The sequence below is a fragment of the Brevundimonas lutea genome, assembly GCF_003704105.1.
Lineage (GTDB): Bacteria > Pseudomonadota > Alphaproteobacteria > Caulobacterales > Caulobacteraceae > Brevundimonas > Brevundimonas lutea.
Window position 1 is genome coordinate 683,625 of sequence record NZ_QUOQ01000002.1, and the last position, 15,242, is coordinate 698,866.

General features: G+C 70.9%; 15 protein-coding genes and 1 pseudogene. 9 read left to right on the forward strand and 7 right to left on the reverse strand.

Features of this window, described 5'->3' with window-relative positions:
* Positions 1-105 precede the first annotated feature (105 nt).
* The 5 genes from EES48_RS03525 to EES48_RS03545 all read left to right on the forward strand — a co-directional run bounded on the left by EES48_RS03525 (position 106) and on the right by EES48_RS03545 (position 7,911).
* On the forward strand, positions 106-537 hold the full coding sequence (locus EES48_RS03525) for a thioredoxin family protein (RefSeq protein WP_205679329.1): 432 nt from the start codon (positions 106-108) through the stop codon (positions 535-537).
* 378 nt (positions 538-915) lie between these two features.
* On the forward strand, positions 916-1,425 hold the full coding sequence (locus tag EES48_RS03530; RefSeq protein WP_162997985.1) for an RNA polymerase sigma factor: 510 nt from the start codon (positions 916-918) through the stop codon (positions 1,423-1,425).
* Positions 1,418-2,377, forward strand: a complete 960-nt coding sequence (locus EES48_RS03535; protein WP_122464966.1) for a FecR family protein — start codon at positions 1,418-1,420, stop codon at positions 2,375-2,377. Before EES48_RS03530 ends, EES48_RS03535 begins: the two co-directional genes overlap by 8 nt.
* Positions 2,378-2,464: 87 nt before the next feature.
* A complete protein-coding gene (locus tag EES48_RS03540) occupies positions 2,465-5,413 on the forward strand; it encodes a TonB-dependent receptor (protein WP_122464967.1) in 2,949 nt (982 codons plus the stop codon).
* Positions 5,410-7,911, forward strand: a complete 2,502-nt coding sequence (locus tag EES48_RS03545) for an alpha/beta hydrolase family protein (protein WP_122464968.1) — start codon at positions 5,410-5,412, stop codon at positions 7,909-7,911. Before EES48_RS03540 ends, EES48_RS03545 begins: the two co-directional genes overlap by 4 nt.
* On the opposite strand, the gene EES48_RS03550 is transcribed toward EES48_RS03545, so the two are convergent.
* The 3 genes from EES48_RS03550 to EES48_RS03560 form a co-directional block, all read right to left on the reverse strand.
* Entirely contained in the window at positions 7,844-9,547 is a 1,704-nt protein-coding gene (locus EES48_RS03550) for an asparagine synthase-related protein (RefSeq protein WP_122464969.1), read from the reverse strand. The genes EES48_RS03545 and EES48_RS03550 overlap by 68 nt on opposite strands.
* A gap of 4 nt (positions 9,548-9,551) precedes the next feature.
* The gene (locus tag EES48_RS03555) at positions 9,552-10,172 is read right to left on the reverse strand and encodes a lasso peptide biosynthesis B2 protein (protein WP_122464970.1); all 621 of its coding nucleotides are present in this window, start codon (positions 10,170-10,172) and stop codon (positions 9,552-9,554) included.
* 250 nt (positions 10,173-10,422) lie between these two features.
* Entirely contained in the window at positions 10,423-10,803 is a 381-nt protein-coding gene (locus EES48_RS03560) for an XRE family transcriptional regulator (RefSeq protein ID WP_162997986.1), read from the reverse strand.
* A 218-nt stretch (positions 10,804-11,021) separates the two neighbouring features.
* Here EES48_RS03560 and EES48_RS03565 point away from each other — a divergent pair, with 218 nt between their 5' ends.
* Entirely contained in the window at positions 11,022-11,627 is a 606-nt protein-coding gene (locus EES48_RS03565; protein WP_122464972.1) for a GntR family transcriptional regulator, read from the forward strand.
* On the opposite strand, the gene EES48_RS03570 is transcribed toward EES48_RS03565, so the two are convergent.
* From EES48_RS03570 to EES48_RS15295, 3 genes and pseudogenes are all read right to left on the reverse strand, one after another.
* Positions 11,567-12,034, reverse strand: a complete 468-nt coding sequence (locus EES48_RS03570) for a hypothetical protein (protein WP_122464973.1) — start codon at positions 12,032-12,034, stop codon at positions 11,567-11,569. The two genes, EES48_RS03565 and EES48_RS03570, sit on opposite strands and share 61 nt — an antisense overlap.
* A gap of 9 nt (positions 12,035-12,043) precedes the next feature.
* Entirely contained in the window at positions 12,044-12,484 is a 441-nt protein-coding gene (locus tag EES48_RS15080; protein WP_240623213.1) for a hypothetical protein, read from the reverse strand.
* A 370-nt stretch (positions 12,485-12,854) separates the two neighbouring features.
* Positions 12,855-12,953, reverse strand: a pseudogene (locus tag EES48_RS15295) (LuxR C-terminal-related transcriptional regulator); the annotation flags it as partial.
* 53 nt (positions 12,954-13,006) lie between these two features.
* Here EES48_RS15295 and EES48_RS03580 point away from each other — a divergent pair.
* Positions 13,007-13,498, forward strand: a complete 492-nt coding sequence (locus tag EES48_RS03580; RefSeq protein WP_420807941.1) for a helix-turn-helix domain-containing protein — start codon at positions 13,007-13,009, stop codon at positions 13,496-13,498.
* A gap of 40 nt (positions 13,499-13,538) precedes the next feature.
* Here the strand turns inward: EES48_RS03580 and EES48_RS03585 are convergent, their stop codons facing one another.
* Positions 13,539-14,441, reverse strand: a complete 903-nt coding sequence (locus tag EES48_RS03585) for an endonuclease/exonuclease/phosphatase family protein (RefSeq protein ID WP_122465122.1) — start codon at positions 14,439-14,441, stop codon at positions 13,539-13,541.
* A gap of 158 nt (positions 14,442-14,599) precedes the next feature.
* Here EES48_RS03585 and EES48_RS03590 point away from each other — a divergent pair, with 158 nt between their 5' ends.
* Together EES48_RS03590 and EES48_RS03595 are read left to right on the forward strand one after the other, a co-directional pair.
* Positions 14,600-14,797, forward strand: a complete 198-nt coding sequence (locus EES48_RS03590; RefSeq protein WP_122464975.1) for a hypothetical protein — start codon at positions 14,600-14,602, stop codon at positions 14,795-14,797.
* Positions 14,794-15,234, forward strand: a complete 441-nt coding sequence (locus EES48_RS03595; RefSeq protein ID WP_162997988.1) for an opioid growth factor receptor-related protein — start codon at positions 14,794-14,796, stop codon at positions 15,232-15,234. Before EES48_RS03590 ends, EES48_RS03595 begins: the two co-directional genes overlap by 4 nt.
* Positions 15,235-15,242: the final 8 nt, after the last annotated feature.

Sequence of the window (15,242 nt, forward strand, 5' to 3'; positions counted from 1 at the left end):
CCAGGACCGTGGTTCGATCGCCCGGGAGGCAGCCGATTGCATCGACGATGTCTGAGTCTGTTCGCCGCCCTGGCTCTGAGCGCATGCGCGGCGACGCCTGAAACGGTGGCGGGCTCGCCACCCGAGGCCCGCGCCTACAGAACGAGCGATGACGCATCGGCCGATGTCGACGCCGCGCTCGCGCGGGCCGCACAGTCCGGCAAGCGTGTCCTTCTGGTGATGGGCGCCGACTGGTGCCACGACAGTCGCGCGCTCGCCGGCTGGCTGGCCACGGATCGCTTCTCGGACCTCATCGAGCGCGAATACGAGCTTGTGTTCGTGGATATTGGAATGCCGAGAGGCGGCGACAGGCCCAACCTGGCGATCGCGCGCCGGTTCGGGATCGCCGAACTCCCGGGCTCTCCGAATGTGCTGGTGCTCACGTCCGACGGCGTGCTGGCCAATGCCGAGAGCGCAACCCGCTGGCGTGACGCGGCGAGCCGGACGGGCGATGAAATCTATGAGGAGCTCGCGGCCTTGGCCGATCAGCCGGCCTGATGGCTCGGGCCAGGGCATTTCCTGGCGGACCGCCGGCATCTGCGCGGATCGGACGTCATTCAGGGGTTTGGCGCGCGTTCTTCATTTAGATGCCCGTGAATCCCCCCCCCCCCCGATCGGCCGCCCTGTCGCGGCGCTGCGTCGCCACCTCAGGTCGAGGGACTTGCAAAGTCTCGCCTCATGTCGGAGGCTGAACCCGCGCCTGTCAGCGGCGCCGAGGCGTGAGAACCTCGCTTGAGACGTGATATTCCGAGCGGCGGTCCGGGCGGTCCGCGCTATGTCCAGGTCTAATGACCCAAGGCGCGGGCGCATGCCCTCAAGCGTGTTCTCAACACCCGGTCCATCGGCCGGGCTCGCCTCCCCATCGGAGGCGAGCCCGTGTCGGACCAAACCGGCGACATCAAGGCGGCGGCAGGGTCCGCGACGCTGTCGGAGCTATACCGGCGTCACGCCGGCTGGCTGGTCCGGCGGCTGCGCGCTCGCTGGGGGGCAGAGGCGGACGATATCGTGCAGGATTCGTTCGTCCGGCTCTCGCGCTACGACGACAGTACGTCGATCGGATCGCCACGGGCCCTTCTGATCAGGATCGCGTCCAACCTCGCCGCCGACCGCGCGCGCCGCGCCTCCCATCGAGCGAGCCCGTCGCTTGGGACCGAGGGGCTCAAGCCCGAGGGAATCAGCGGGGGCCAGTACGAGAGCACGCTTCTGCGCGAGGTGGTCGCCGACATGCCGGAGCATCTTCGCGACGTCTTCCTGCTCAGCCGGATCGCGGGCTTCCGTCATCGGGAGATCGCGCAGCGGCTCGGGATCTCGGAAAAGACGGTGGAGTGGCGATTGGCGCGGGCGCTGACCTGGTGCGTCGAGCGAATGCGGGGCGGGGATGACTGAGGGACGCCGGTCATCCACGTCCGCAGACGCCAGCCTTCAGGCGGCGGAATGGCACGCGCGCCTGGCTGCGGCGCAGGTGGATGCGGACGAGATCCGCGCTTTCGGAGACTGGTTGGAGAACGCCGAGAACGCTCGCGCCTGGTCCGAGATCCAGTCCGTCTGGGACGCGGCCGGCGGTCTGTCGGAGGACGCCGGCATCCAGGCGCTGACACGCCAGGCGCTCTTCAGGCCGCGCGGAAAGCGACCAGAGCTGAGATGGGTCTCCGGGGGCGCCGCCCTGGCCGCGACGGTCCTGGTGACGGTCGCGGCCGCCGGCTGGTGGACGCGGGGAGAGACCTACGCCAGTCCGCCGGATGGGCTCCGCCGGCTGACCCTCGAAGACGGGTCGACGCTGGTGCTCGACGCCGATTCCGAGGCGCGCGTTCGCTTGCGTGATACCGGCAGGACGATCGAACTGCGGGAAGGCCGCGCCTATTTCGACGTCGCCTTCGATGCGGCAAGGCCATTCTCGGTGCGGGCCGGGGAGGTGACCGTCACGGCGCTGGGCACGCGCTTCGACGTCGATCTCGGGCCGGACGGCGTCGCGGTGAACCTCTACGAGGGGCGGGTCATTCTCACGGGGGCCGGCGGGACCCTGTCGCTTCAACCGGGAGACGCCGCCGTCGCCACGTCCGAAGGCCTCCGCCGCGCGACGGAGCCGGCTGAGGCGGACGGGGGCTGGATCGACGGGCGGATGGTGTTCCGCGACGCCTTGCTGCGCGACGTCGTGGCCGAGATGAACCGGTACTTCGACAGACCGGTGCGGCTGTCTCCCGAGCTTGAGCGAACGCGGGTGAGCGGTGTCTTTTCGGCGGGCGACCGGGCCGGCTTCGTGAGCGCCCTGACCGCCATGCTTCCGGCGCAGGCGCGCACCGACGACACGGGCGCGACCCTCCTGACTCCGGCGCCCTGACAATTTTTCTCACGCCCGGTTAGGGGGATCGCCCCGCCTGTTCGTCTCTCTCCCGACGCGGCCGTTCCGTCGCGGGAGGGGGAAGACATGACACCTGGGTTCGAAGGCTCCGTCGCAGCCGTTATCCTCGCCCTGGGCCTGGGCGTTCAGTCGCCGGCGCAGGCTCAAGCCCAGGCCCGGACGCCCGGGGCCGAGGCGCAGGACGTTCTGGTCCTGACCGTCCCGTCCGGGGACCTGTCGCGAGCCCTGGAAAGCCTCGCCGCACAGTCGGGCATCGACCTCATCTACGAATCCGGTCTGGTGGCCGGGCGGACCACTCCCGGATTGTCGGCGCGGACGACGGCCGCCGAGGCCATGCGGCGGCTGCTTCGGGACACCGGCCTCGTCGCGCGCAGAGCGAGCCCCGGGGTCTGGATCCTGGAACGGTCGGAGGCCACCCAGCTCGAGGAGATCGTGGTGACGGGAACCCTGTTGCGGGGTCGCGGACCGGTCGGTTCGCCTGTGGTCTCCCTGAGCCTCGACGAACTCGATCGCCGGGGCCATGCCTCGGTCGCCGACGCCGTCCAGGCTCTGCCGCAGAATTACGGGGGCACCGGAACGCCGGCGGCCTTCCTCTCTTCGATCGAAGCCGGCAGCACCAACACCACCCTGAGCACGGGCGTGAACCTGCGGGGTCTCGGGCCCGACGCCACCCTGGTGCTGATCGACGGCCGCCGTCTGTCCGGCAGCGGAAGCCAGGGCGAGTTCAGCGACCTGTCAGCGGCGCCGGCGGCGGCGGTCGACCGTGTCGATGTGCTCCTGGACGGCGCCTCCGCCCTCTATGGCTCCGATGCCGTCGCAGGGGTGGTGAACGTGATCCTCAGGGACGACTACGAAGGAGCGGAGAGCCGTCTGCGGGTCGGGGCGGCGAAGGGCGGCGCCGAGGAGGTTCAGCTTTCGCATCTTGCGGGGACCGAATGGTCATCCGGATCGGCGCTGTTCTCCCTCGAGCATCGTGTCCAGAAGGGACTGAACGCCTCCGATCGTCCCTATACCGCGACCGGTGACCTCAGGGACTATGGAGGAAGCGACTGGCGAACGCCCTTCGCCTCGCCCGGCAATATCGTCGCCTTCAACGCGGCTCTTGGAGGCTATGAGAGCCTTTGGGCGTTGCGGCCGGGAGCCGACGGGGTCGTCGACGACCCGGCGGACTTCGCAGCGGGCGAGGCCAACCTCGACCATCGACGTCGGGACGTGGACATCATTCCCGACCAGACGCGCTCGGCGCTCTTCGGCCGGCTTCGCCAGGAACTGACCAGTCGCGTGGACCTTCGGGCTGACCTCCGGCTCAGCCGTCGCGACTTCAACTTCCTCACCTATCACCACGCGCCGATCATGACGGTCACGGCCGCCAATCCCCAATTCGTGTCGCCGAACGGATCGTCCGCCCACGCGATCGCCTACAGTTTCATCGGCGACATGGCCCAGCCCCGGGTGACCGGATCCGTCGATCATCGCGCGGGCAGCCTCGGACTTGATGTCCAGCTCCCGGGGGACTGGGACGCCGAGATCTACGTGGCTCACGGCCGAGAACGCAGCGAAGGCGACACGCCGCTCGTCAACACGACCTTCCTTGACGAAGCGCTCGGCAATCGACCCGATGACCCGGCGACCGCGTGGTCGCCGGGTCGCAACGCCTACTTCAATCCCTTCGGAAGCGGGGGTCTGAACGATCCTGACACCATCGCCTTCGTGACCTCCGGCTTCAGCCGCAACTGGCTGGAAAGCGGCCTCACCACCGCGAGCGCCGTGGCCCAGGGCGAGCTTCTACAGGGTCCTGGCGGTCCGATCCGCCTCGCTGTCGGGACCCAGTGGCGCGAGGAGACCTTCGAAGGCGAGACCCGCAGCCTGGCCTCAGGCACGACGCCTCTGACCACGAATCTCGCGGAGCGGCGCCGCGAGATCGCCGCGGCCTTCGCCGAACTCCGGGCGCCGCTGGTCGGCCCGGACAACGGTCGGCCCGGACTCCGTCGCCTGGACCTTTCCCTGGCCGGAAGGGCCGAGCGCTATTCCGATTTCGGCTCTACGGCCAATCCCAAGGTCGGGGTGACGTGGACGCCAATGGATGGGCTCGACGTCCGGACCAGCTGGGGGACCTCGTTCAGGGCCCCTTCGCTGAACGAGCTCAATGAGCCGGTGCGGATCGGGCCCACGACGACACGCGAGGCGGGGGTGACACGGCTGGCGGTGATCACGCTTGGCGGCAACCCCGAGCTGGAGGCGGAAACCGCGGAAAGTTTGACCCTGGGGTTCGACTGGCGACCGGATACGGGACCGAGACTGTCGGCCACGCTGTTCGATATCGCCTTCGAAAACCGCATCGCCCGGCCCGTGGGCGAAAACATCCTGAACGCGCTCACGGATCCGGCCCTGGCGCGCTTCGTCCAGCGCGTGGATCCCGCGAACAATCCGGAGGATCTGGCGCTGGTCGAGAGCCTCATCACCGACCCGCGGTTCCTGCTGCCCGGCGCCTTTCCGGCCTCCGCCTTCGCCGCGGTCCTCGACGGGCGATGGCTGAATACCGGAGAGCTGCGGGTCCGCGGTCTGGACATCTCGGCGAGCCATCACTGGCGGACACCATGGGGCGATATCGACGCGGAAGCGATGGGGACCCGACTCTTCGATTACGAGCGGCGCGTCACCCCGGACGCCGCGGCGGTCGACCGTGTCGGGGTGCTGGGACAGCCGGTCGAACTCCGCGCCCGCGCGTCTCTCGGCTGGACCCAGGGCGCCTGGGATGCGCGGCTCGGGATCAGCCATGTGGCCGGCTATGACGACTTCCAGGGCGAGTCCATCGAGGCCTGGACGACAGGCGACGTGAGTTTGGGGTGGACGGGGCAGGGGCGTTGGGACGGGGTCACGGCACAGGTCTTCGTCGCCAATGTCACGGACGCGGACCCCCCCTTCGTCGATCTCTCGACCGGGTATGGGTTCGATGCCGGCCAGGCCAGTCCGCTGGGCCGCACCGTCTCGCTGCACCTGGTCAAGCGCTGGTGACCCGTCTGGTCGCTGTCCTGCTGGCGGCCGCCTGGGCCGCGGTCTGGCCCGCACAGGTCAATGCCGAGCCGGCGGGGCGTGAGGATCGCCTCTGGTCGATCGAGCACATGCTCGCCGCCGAGAGTTTCGGACGCGCGTCGATCGATCCGTCGGGCCGTCACCTGGTGTTCGAGCACCAGGGCCCCTGGACCACGGCGGCCCCTTTCGACCGGGGACCTCTGACACCCTGGATCGCCCGGCGCCTGATGGTCGCCCCGGTCGATGGAGACGGCGCCCCACGGCAGGTGTGCGGAAACCGCGGGACGGGCTGTCTGGCGGGGCCGTGGTCGCCCTCCGGACGTCGTCTGCTGGTCTGGACCCTGACCGGGCGCCGGTTCGGGGCCAGCGTGCTCGACGTCGCCAGCGGCGCGATCCGAGACCTGCCGGTCAGACCCGATGTGCCGGTCTTCGGCGAAACCGCGATCTGGGCCGATGACGACACCCTGATCCTCGTCGATCGGCTGGACGGCGAGCTGCCCTATCACTTCACCTGGGAACCCGAGGCGCGCGCGTCCACGGCCGCCGCCTGGGCCGACATGGCGCGGGGAGAGTCCCCGACCGCCCTGGCCTGGGGCGTCCCGCCTTACGATCGCGACGCGCCGTCGAAACCGGTCGCCCGGGTGGTGGAGCTCGATCTCTCGGCGGAGGATCAGACAGCGCGCGTCCTGTGGAGCGGTAGGGTCTGGGACATGACCCTGTCGCCGTCGGGGGACGTCGTCGCCGTCATGGAGGCGGGCGAGCGGTTCGACCGCGCGCCGGGCGCGGCCCTACACCCCGCCGATCGGCCGGCGAGACGGACAATCTCCCTGATCAATCGGCGCGACGGCGCCGTTTCCCGCCCGCTCGGCCACACGCCCGTGGTGGCGGGACTGATGAGCTGGTCCGACGACGATCGCCTCCTGGTCCACACGGTGGACGAGACCGGCGCCCCGGCGGACGACGGCCTGGTGAGCCTGGACGGCGGCGACGCGGTGACGCGGTGGCCGCTCGCCGGGCTTCGTCCCGATCCGGGCGCCGATATCATCACCAGCCTGACGACCGTCAGGGCGTCGTGGAACGCGGGCTCTCCCGTGGTGCTGGCCGCTGAGGACTCCCGGGGCCGGTCCGACTGGTACAGGCTCGAGGCCGCAGGTCCCCGGCTGCTGACCGGCGACTTCAAGAGCGTCCCGCGAACCCTCGAGGCCCAGTGGGGAGACGCGCTGGTGGTCCTCTCGGATGACGCGGCATGGTCTCTCCGGGCGGGTGAACGACGGAAGATCCCCGGGTCGACAGGCGTTCGCGCCCTGACCACCCTCGACATCTGGGACGCCCAGCGGCTGCGCTGGAACCCCCGGCCGACCCGCGGACCGCTGGTGGTCCGGACGACGGCTGGGGGGATGGCGGCCCTTCATCCCGGCGGGAACGGCGGAGACCCGCGCACCGAGCCGCGCGGCGCCGTCCGAGGCTCTGTCCTGGCGGCGACGCCGGAGTGGCGCCTGGAGGTCGAGCGCGCGGGCGCGCAGGTCTCGCTTGCGCTGGTCGGGCCGGAGGCTGATCGCCGGGATCTGGCGACGCTCAACCGCGACCTGGCCGACATCGCGTTTTCAGAGCCCCTTCCGGTTCGTCACACGGGTCCGGGCGGCGAGCCGCTCGTCAGCTGGCTCTGGCCCGCGAAGGGCGTCGCGGGGCCGGCGCCCCTGGTCGCCCTGACCTATCCGGGCCCCGGGGGATACACCCTCGACGGTCCGGATGTGCGGCCGCCGTCGGACCCGGCGGCTTGGATTCCGATCGGCCAGACCCAGCTCTTCGCCTCGGCCGGGTTCGCCGTCCTCAAGCCGGGCCTGCCGCGCGACTTCTATCCGGCGGAGCCCGGGCCGGAGCTCGCCGCACAGCTGACGGCGGTCGTCGACGCGGCCATCGGCCAGTACCCGGATGTCATCGACGCCGACCGGCTCGGCTATTTCGGGCACAGTTTCGGAGGCTGGGCCGGCCTGGAGATCGCCACCCAGACAGACCTGTTCGACGCCATCGTCGCCGCCTCCGCGCCCTCGAACCTGGCCGCCATGTGGGGAGAATTCTCGCCCTGGTTCCGGGGCGCGCCACGCCACGGAGACTCCTTCCAGTTCCAGCAGGGATGGACCGAGACGAGCCAGGGCGCGATGGGCGGACCGCCGTGGACCGATCCGCAGCGCTATGTGAGGGCCAGCCCGCTGTTTCGGGCCGATCGCATCGAAACGCCCCTCCTGATGCTGCACGGCGACCGTGAGCCCGCGCTTGCCCAGGCGGAGGCGATGTATTCGGCGCTCTGGCGGCTGAACCGGCCGGTTCGCCTCGTCGTCTATCGGGGAGAGGGCCATGTCCCGTCCTCTCCCGCCAACATCCGCCACATGCATGCCGAGATCCTCGGCTTCTTCAGACAGGCCTTCGGGATGCCGGGCCCTGACGACCCGACCAGCGACGCACCCAGCTCTCGACCATGACCAGCCGCATGACCGCCGCCGATCCGCCCTGCCAGGCCAGCCGGTCGCGGTCGAGCTGTTCTTCCACCGCGGCGGCGTCGATCAGGCCGAGCGCGCGCAGTGTCCCGTCGAGAAGATGGGTCCGGAACAGCGGCAGGGCGGCGGACAGTTCCCGGCTCTGCACAATGGAATGATCTCCCTTGGACTGCCGGGCCAAGGTTCGGGGTGACAGTCGCGCCGAGAAGGCGTCTCGGGCCAGGCTCCGGTCGCAGGTTCCGTCCATGAGGACCGAGACCGGCGTCGCCAGGGCCCATTCCAGCAGCGGCTGGCTCATCAGGGGATGGATGACATCGGCCACCGAGCCGCGCCGGCTCTCGGTCACATAGGCGAGATTGGACACCAGGGCGCGCAGACGCAGGCGCTCCGCCAGGCTGAGGCCGTCCTCGTCCCGCAGCCAGGGATGGACCGGAGCGGAGGGCGTCGAGGCGCCGGAGCTGTTTCCAAACGGCGGTGACGGAGACGGCCCGCCCGACCGCGCCGCGCGGCTGAGATCGAAGATCGATCGGCGGGTCAGCCTGGCCAGGCGCCACGGCAGGCGGGAGATCCAGCCCGTCACCGGGCGCCGCCCGAGATGGTCGGCGAGAACCTCCGGACCCCAGCCCTGATGGAAGAGCGCGTCGCCACCCTTGCCGGTGAACAGCGTCGAGGCGCCGAGATCCGTGAGGACGTCGGCGATCGCGGCGTCGAACCCCGCGTCGGCCCGGCCGAGAGCCGGACGCAGGTCTCCGCCAAGCGCCATGAGATCGCCGGCGGCCGGAGGTCGCAGGGGGCGGGCAACCTCCCGCAGATCGACCCCGACATGATCGGCGGCCAGGCCAGCCCAGCGCCGCTCATCGGCGCCGGGGGCCTCCGCCCAGACAGTGATGGCGTGGCTCGGCGGCCTTTCGGCGCGACACAGGGCGCTGGCGACGATGGCGGAATCCAGTCCGCCGGAAAGTTCGGCGACGGCCGCACCGTCGGGGTGAAGCGTTCGGACGCAGTCATCCACCAGTCGCACCAGCCTGCGGCCGCGGGCTGCGGCGCTGCGGCGGCGCGCACGACCGACCCAGTCGACGGGATTCCAGGCCAGCTGACGCTGTCCGGTTCGCGTGTCGAGGACTTCGCCCGCGTCCAGCACCGCGATGCCGGTGAGGCCGGGCGCCGACAGACAGGCCAGCGGGTCCGACAGCAGGGTCGCGACCCCTGAAAGATCGAGCCGGACGGGGCCGGGGAGGCGGGACCACAACCAGTCGGGAGCGGCGTCGGCGACAATCTGGACATCGTCGGCGGTCCAGATCGCCGCCTCCAGGGCGCCGCTGGGATCGCGCAGAACGGAAGCGATACGGCCGGTGTCATCGCGCGTCATGGCGATATAGCGCCCCCATCCCCGCTCGATCAGGTCCCGGGGCTGGGCGGGCGGCGCCATGGGAGCGTTGCCGAACCACTGGCCGACCACGATCAGGTCGCGATATCGCGTAAGAGGGGGCGGGGACGAGGCGCTGAAGCCCAGCCAGCCGCAGGCCGCCCGGTCGGCGGTGACCAGTCCATGGGCCTTGGCCCTGTCGATGAGGTCGTCGAGGCGCCGCGGGGATGGCGCGTGGAGATGCAGGTAGCGCACCGGTTCAGACCGCCATGATCGGCGTATAGAGGCCGATGCGATCAGGATCGTCGTCAAGCGCGTATGGACCGATCTGCAGCCAGCAATGGGCGGCGAAAGGCCAGGTCTTGACCCCGAATACCCAGTCCGCCTTCACGCCCGAGCGGGCCAGGGCCGCGCCAAGCAAGCGGGCGCGCCACAGGCATTCGCCCTGCGGGGTGATGAAGGGAAGCATTCCTTGATACGTCGCGATGACGGAGGCGGTGCGGGCGCTGTCGGCGACGGCGGCCACGCGGCGGGACGGCGAAACGGTGGGGATGTCGCCTTGGGAGGCGACCGGGCCGCGGACAGCCGCGAGGACCCGCCAGACATCAAGGGGGAGCCGCCACGAAACGATCGCGGGATGGGGCGCCGTCGGTTGGGGCGGAAGCGGCCGGCGGGGCGCCGGGCCCCTTCGCGAGACCAGGCCTTCGGCCGCGAGCGCCGTCAGGATATCCTCGGGACCGGTCAACAGGCCGCCGGCGCCCGGCTGTAGCGCGCGGCCGGGATCGGGTATCTGGAGATAGGCGTCGCGCGCGGCGTCCAGGACGATGAGGTCGTCATCGCAACGCGCCATGTGACTGTGGGCGGTGAGCCACGCGATCATGGGCAGTCTCCGGTGCAGGCGGGCGCGACCTGCGCCCGCCTGCGCGCCCGTCAGGCCATGGGCCGGTAGGGCTGGAGGTCGGCTTCCGTCACGGTGATGTCGAAGCCGCCGCGGGTCAGTTCGGACACCTGTCCGAGCCGAATGATGCGAAGACGGGTCATGCGTGTCTCCTTGGAGAAGCGCCCCAGGATTGAGGCTTCGCCAGACCACACCTCCGCTGGAACCGCCGCAATCTATACTTGAACTATTGTCAGCGGCCGGGCGTGGGCCGCCCGTCCCGCAGGTCGGCTTCGCCTTCGCGCATCCAGGCCCGCGCGGTCTCGGCGCGGGTGACGGCCTCCGAAGCGACCCGGTCGAAGGCCTCGGTGAAGACGGTGATCAGCAGGCGCGTGTCGAGGGTCCGCAGGTCGTCGCCGAGACGCTTGTCGAGCCGCTGCAGGGCGATGCTCAGCACCAGCATCAGCTTGTTGTCGGCGCAGCGGGCGGCGAAGGCGGGCGATCCGATCCACAGCGCGGCCTGGAGGGCGTAGGGGTCTGAGTTGGTGGCCCGGGCGAACCGCTCGACATGATCGAGGTTGATCCTGTTCGCTCCGCCCTCGAAGCTTTCATAGGTCCTTTCGTGTAGAGACATGGCGGCCGCGACCTCCCGGACCGTCAGCTTTCTTTCGCGCCGTACGGCCCTGGCGGCGGCTCCGATGAGCTGGGCGTCGCTGCGCCGGGGCCTGCGCGCCATCACACCGGCGCCCCGCGGCGCGGTTCCTGAGGCGTCGCGCCGGGGAGGGCGACGAAAAGGCGCGGAAAGACGCGCCACGCGCGACGAGCCTGTATCGACGGGGCAACGTGGCGCCGATGATGATGGCGAGAGATCACGAGCCCTACGCCAAGGCCCTGGCCGCCCTGCGGGAGCGGATCGCCTCCGGCGTCCTGAACGGGGGCGATCCGGTCGTGGTCATGCTGGAGGCGGAGGCTCTCGACCTGTCCCCGACGCCGTTGCGCGAGGCGTTGGCGCGGCTCGAGGGCGAGGGTCTGGTGCGACGGGTGCACCGGGGCGGTTATCGCGTCGCCCATCTGGGCGCGGGCGAGATCGCCGAACACTATCGTTTCCAGGCGCGGCTCGTCGCGACCTCCCTGGCCTTGGCCCCGCCGCCCGTCTCGGCGCGCTCGCCCACGACTCCGGCAGAGGCCTCGGAAGCCCTGGCCGGACTGCTGGGCGATGTGGTGCGCGGCACGGGGGATCGCGCCCTCCTGGCCGCCTGGCTCGCCTCGACCGGACGCCTCGAGCGCGTCCGTCGCCGCGAGGCCGCCCGGCTCGACGGTCTCGTCGAGGAGCATCGCAGGGTCTCGGCGGCCCTGGCCGCGGGAACCGGTCAGGCCAGGACGGCGGTGGCGGGCGCCTATGACCGCCGCATCGAAGCGGCGGGTCGCCTGTCCGACTCCGCCGCCTCGACGGGCTGAGCTTCGCGGTCGGCGCGCATGAGCGCCGCGACCCTGCCGCCCATGAGGGCGAGCATCAGGCACCAGAGGCCGAGGCGCACCGTCGCCAGGGTCCAGTTGAACTGGTCCGGAGACACGAGCGGCAGGAGATGGGTCCAGACGATGGTGGACTGCAGCGCACCGGCCAGGAAGATCCACCAGCGGTCCGAGCGCTCGCTCAGTGTCCAGAGCGCGGCGAGGCCCAGGAGATTGACGAGGAACAGGCCCGCTCGCCAGGTGCCGACCTGCACCGGTTGGACGAGAGGCTCGAGCAGGACCACGGCCGCGAGCACGAGCACGGCCGCGCGATCTTCGCGGCGGCCAAGCCCGAACAGGGCCGCGAGCACCACGACCGTGCCCAGGAGGATCACGGACTGGGCCGGGCTCACCGCCGGGGCTCACGGGACCGCGACGGCCCCCTGGGGGCGGGCGGCGCCGATCTGATCGACCTCGCCCCTGTCCTCCAGGCGGCTCCGGACGCCCTGGGGGCGGGTGGTGCCGATCTCATCGATATCGCCCTTTTCCAACAGGGGGCCCAGGACGGCGGGATCCGGTCGGGCGCCGAGGAGACCGGCGGCGCGGCTCAGACGGGAATGGGTCTGGATCAGACGGCCGCGGAACCGGACCAGGTCCCGCGTGGCTTCTCCCACCGACACCAGGGCGTCGTGGCCCACGCTGGAGGCGAGACCGCCGGCCAGGCGGGTTTCGGGCAGGGTCTGGAGCAGGGCGCCGAGGCGGGCGAGGGTTTCGTCCGCGGAGCGTTCGACGGCGCGCAGATCGGCCGCCACGGTCGTGGCGAGCCGATCGCGATCGGGAGGGGACGGGATGGAGGGGGTCATGGGCGATGTCCTGACTGACGGCGAGAGGGCGCCGCAGGGCGCTGTCCACGAGCTCGGCGCAGGATCTCAGCGACATGCTCGCCACGCCGAGCAGGAGCGCGATCAGCGCGCCGAGCGACAGCATGGGACCCAGTCGGCTTCCGCCCCATCGCGGGGGCGCTCCCAGGTCCAGGCGGCGAGGCCGCCGGATTCCGGTCGGATCATGGCCTGGCGACGAGGACGGCTCATCGGCGGCGGCCCCAGAGACGGACACGTCGGCGGCGGACGCCATGGGCCGTTCGGGCACTGTATCCAAAAGACCCAGACGCCCGGCCGCCGCGAGGCGACCGGACACGCCGAGCTTGGCGTAGGCGTTGGACAGATGGTTCTTGACCGTGCCCTCGGAGATGTCGAGGTGTCGGGCGATCTCCTTGTTGCGGAGCCGAAGCCCCGCCAGCCGCACGCATTCCGTCTCCTGGGGCGTGAGCATCCGCACCTCCGGTTGAGAGGCCAGACTAGGGCGGATCGGCGTCGACGCAAAAATTGAGTGGAAGAGACGGCGCCGGGAGGCCGTCACGTCTTCCGCCCGGCGCCGAACATCCTATTGTCCGGGGGAGAGGCCGGACCGGTCTCCCGTCCATCACGGAGGCCGTCATCACCCCTTCCCAGACCACGGCGCGGTCGCCGCACCCCTTCGATGTCGAGATCGGGCGCCGTGTGCGCGAGGTGCGCATCCGCGCTGGCCTGTCGCAGTCCCAGCTCGCCGCCGCCATCGGGGTCAGTTTCCAGCAGGTGCAGAAGTACGAGAACGGGGCCAACCGGTTCTCGGCGTCGAAGCTGGCCCAGGCCGCGACCTTCCTCGGGGTCGAGGCCGGCGCGCTGTTTCAGGATCTTCCGGGCGACGGCGAGACCTCCGGCGACCTCCGCCCCATGTCGCGGACGGCCATCAAGGTCGCCGAGATCGTCGGCGGGCTGTCGCCGGCCAAGCAGCGGATCATCCTCGACCTCGCCACGGAACTCCGCGACGGCGGCTGAGGGCTTCGATCGGCGGCGGACGGGTCAGGCGCGACGGTCCCTAGGGCGCCAGCCGGGCCGAGAGCGCGCAGTGATCGCTCAGGGGCTCGGTCTGGAACCTGTGCTCGTGGAAGTCCCGCAGCTGCGCGCCCGCGCGCCGGTCCAGCACGATGAAGTCGATGAAATCGGCGTAGCGCGGGTCGCAGCGCGCGCCCCGGTCGTCGGACGCCAGCCTGAGATCCGCGTTGGCCGGGTCGGCGTCGTCCCATCCCGACCAGACCATGTCTCCCGGTCGGGCGAGGCGCCGGTTGAAGTCGCCGAGAAGGGCGAAGCGGTCGTCCTCCCGGGCGCGGTCGTCGATCCAGGCCTCGAGCACCGGCGCCTGGTCGAACAGCACGGGACAGGCGTCCCGGTCGGCGCCGGCGCTGCAGCCCGACTTCAGATGCACCGACAGAAGCCTCAGGGGCGCGCCGTTCCGGGGGGTGACGCGGATATCGACTCCGGATCGAAGATCCGGATCTCCCAGCTGCAGCGCCGTCAGATCGGGAAGCCGCTCGAAAGGCAGGTCGCGCCGGATGGCGAAGCCGGTGCGCTGGGCGTTCAGGGTGAGACCGGGGCGACCCCGACATTCGGGCCGATCGGCGGATCCCGCGCGGTCTTCGATCACCACCGCCCAGGTCGCGGGATCGAACACGCGATAGGCGGCCGCCTCGCTCTCCACCTCCTGGAAGGCGATGACATCGGCGTCCACCGCCTCGGCGTAGGCGCGCATCGCGGCATAGTCCGCATCGTCGCGCGGCCGGCAGCCCGTGCCGTTGGCGGCGGCGAGATGCTCCATGTTCCAGGCGGCGATCGTCAGGCCCGCCGACATGGGACTGTCGTGGAGAGGCGCGGAGGGTCCGGTGCAGCCGCCCGCGATCAGGATCGAGGCGACGAGGAGGGCGGCGAGACGGACACGGGTCATGACCGCCATAGAGCATGGACCGGAGCGCCCGGGAAAGCCGGCCGCGGCCGTCGGGGCCCGCGCGACCGGGCGGCGCCGCTTGGAGGCGTCGCTCGGATGAGGCCGGACAGGGGATGGAGGCGTCGCCTGACGCCCAGCGCCCTTGAGGAAGAAGCCCCTTGGCCACGCTCGACCTCGTCCGTAATCCGGAGCTCGGCCGGGGCCAGGTTCGGTTCATGCTGGACGGCGCGGAGGTGAGCGAGGACGTCTTCGTCGAGGGCCTCGACGCGGGCGGGACCGGCCACATCGAATACAGTCCAGAGGACGAGGACCTGGTCCTGTCCCAGGTCCATCGGGCCATGGGGCGCGCGCAGTGAGCGCGGTCGCGGACTTCCTGGAAGGCGTCGGGGTCGACGCCGCGGGGCGCGATCTTGAGACGGTGCTGGCGAGCGACGACGGCGCGCTGGAACGATCTCACGACTTTATCCAGTGGCTGTTTCCGCTGGACGCGCCGAGCCGGGCGGTCGCGACGGCTCCGGTGCTCGCCGGCGAGGACGTCGCCCGCATCCGACGCTCGACGGCGGCGAGGACGGCCCTGGCCCGGTCCAGCCGCCGCATGCTCGGCTTCTATGAGCGGACGGGCGGCTGGCGAGCCCCGCATGACCACAATCATCTGCGCATCAGCCGCATCATCAGAAGCCTCCGGTTGCTGCTCGGGGACGCGGAAGCCGACGCCTTCCGCACCCGCATCGAGACCCTTTGCGAGGGCGATCCGATCAGCGCCGGGACGCGGCGTCACTGGTCGCGGGCGTGACGGCCGGC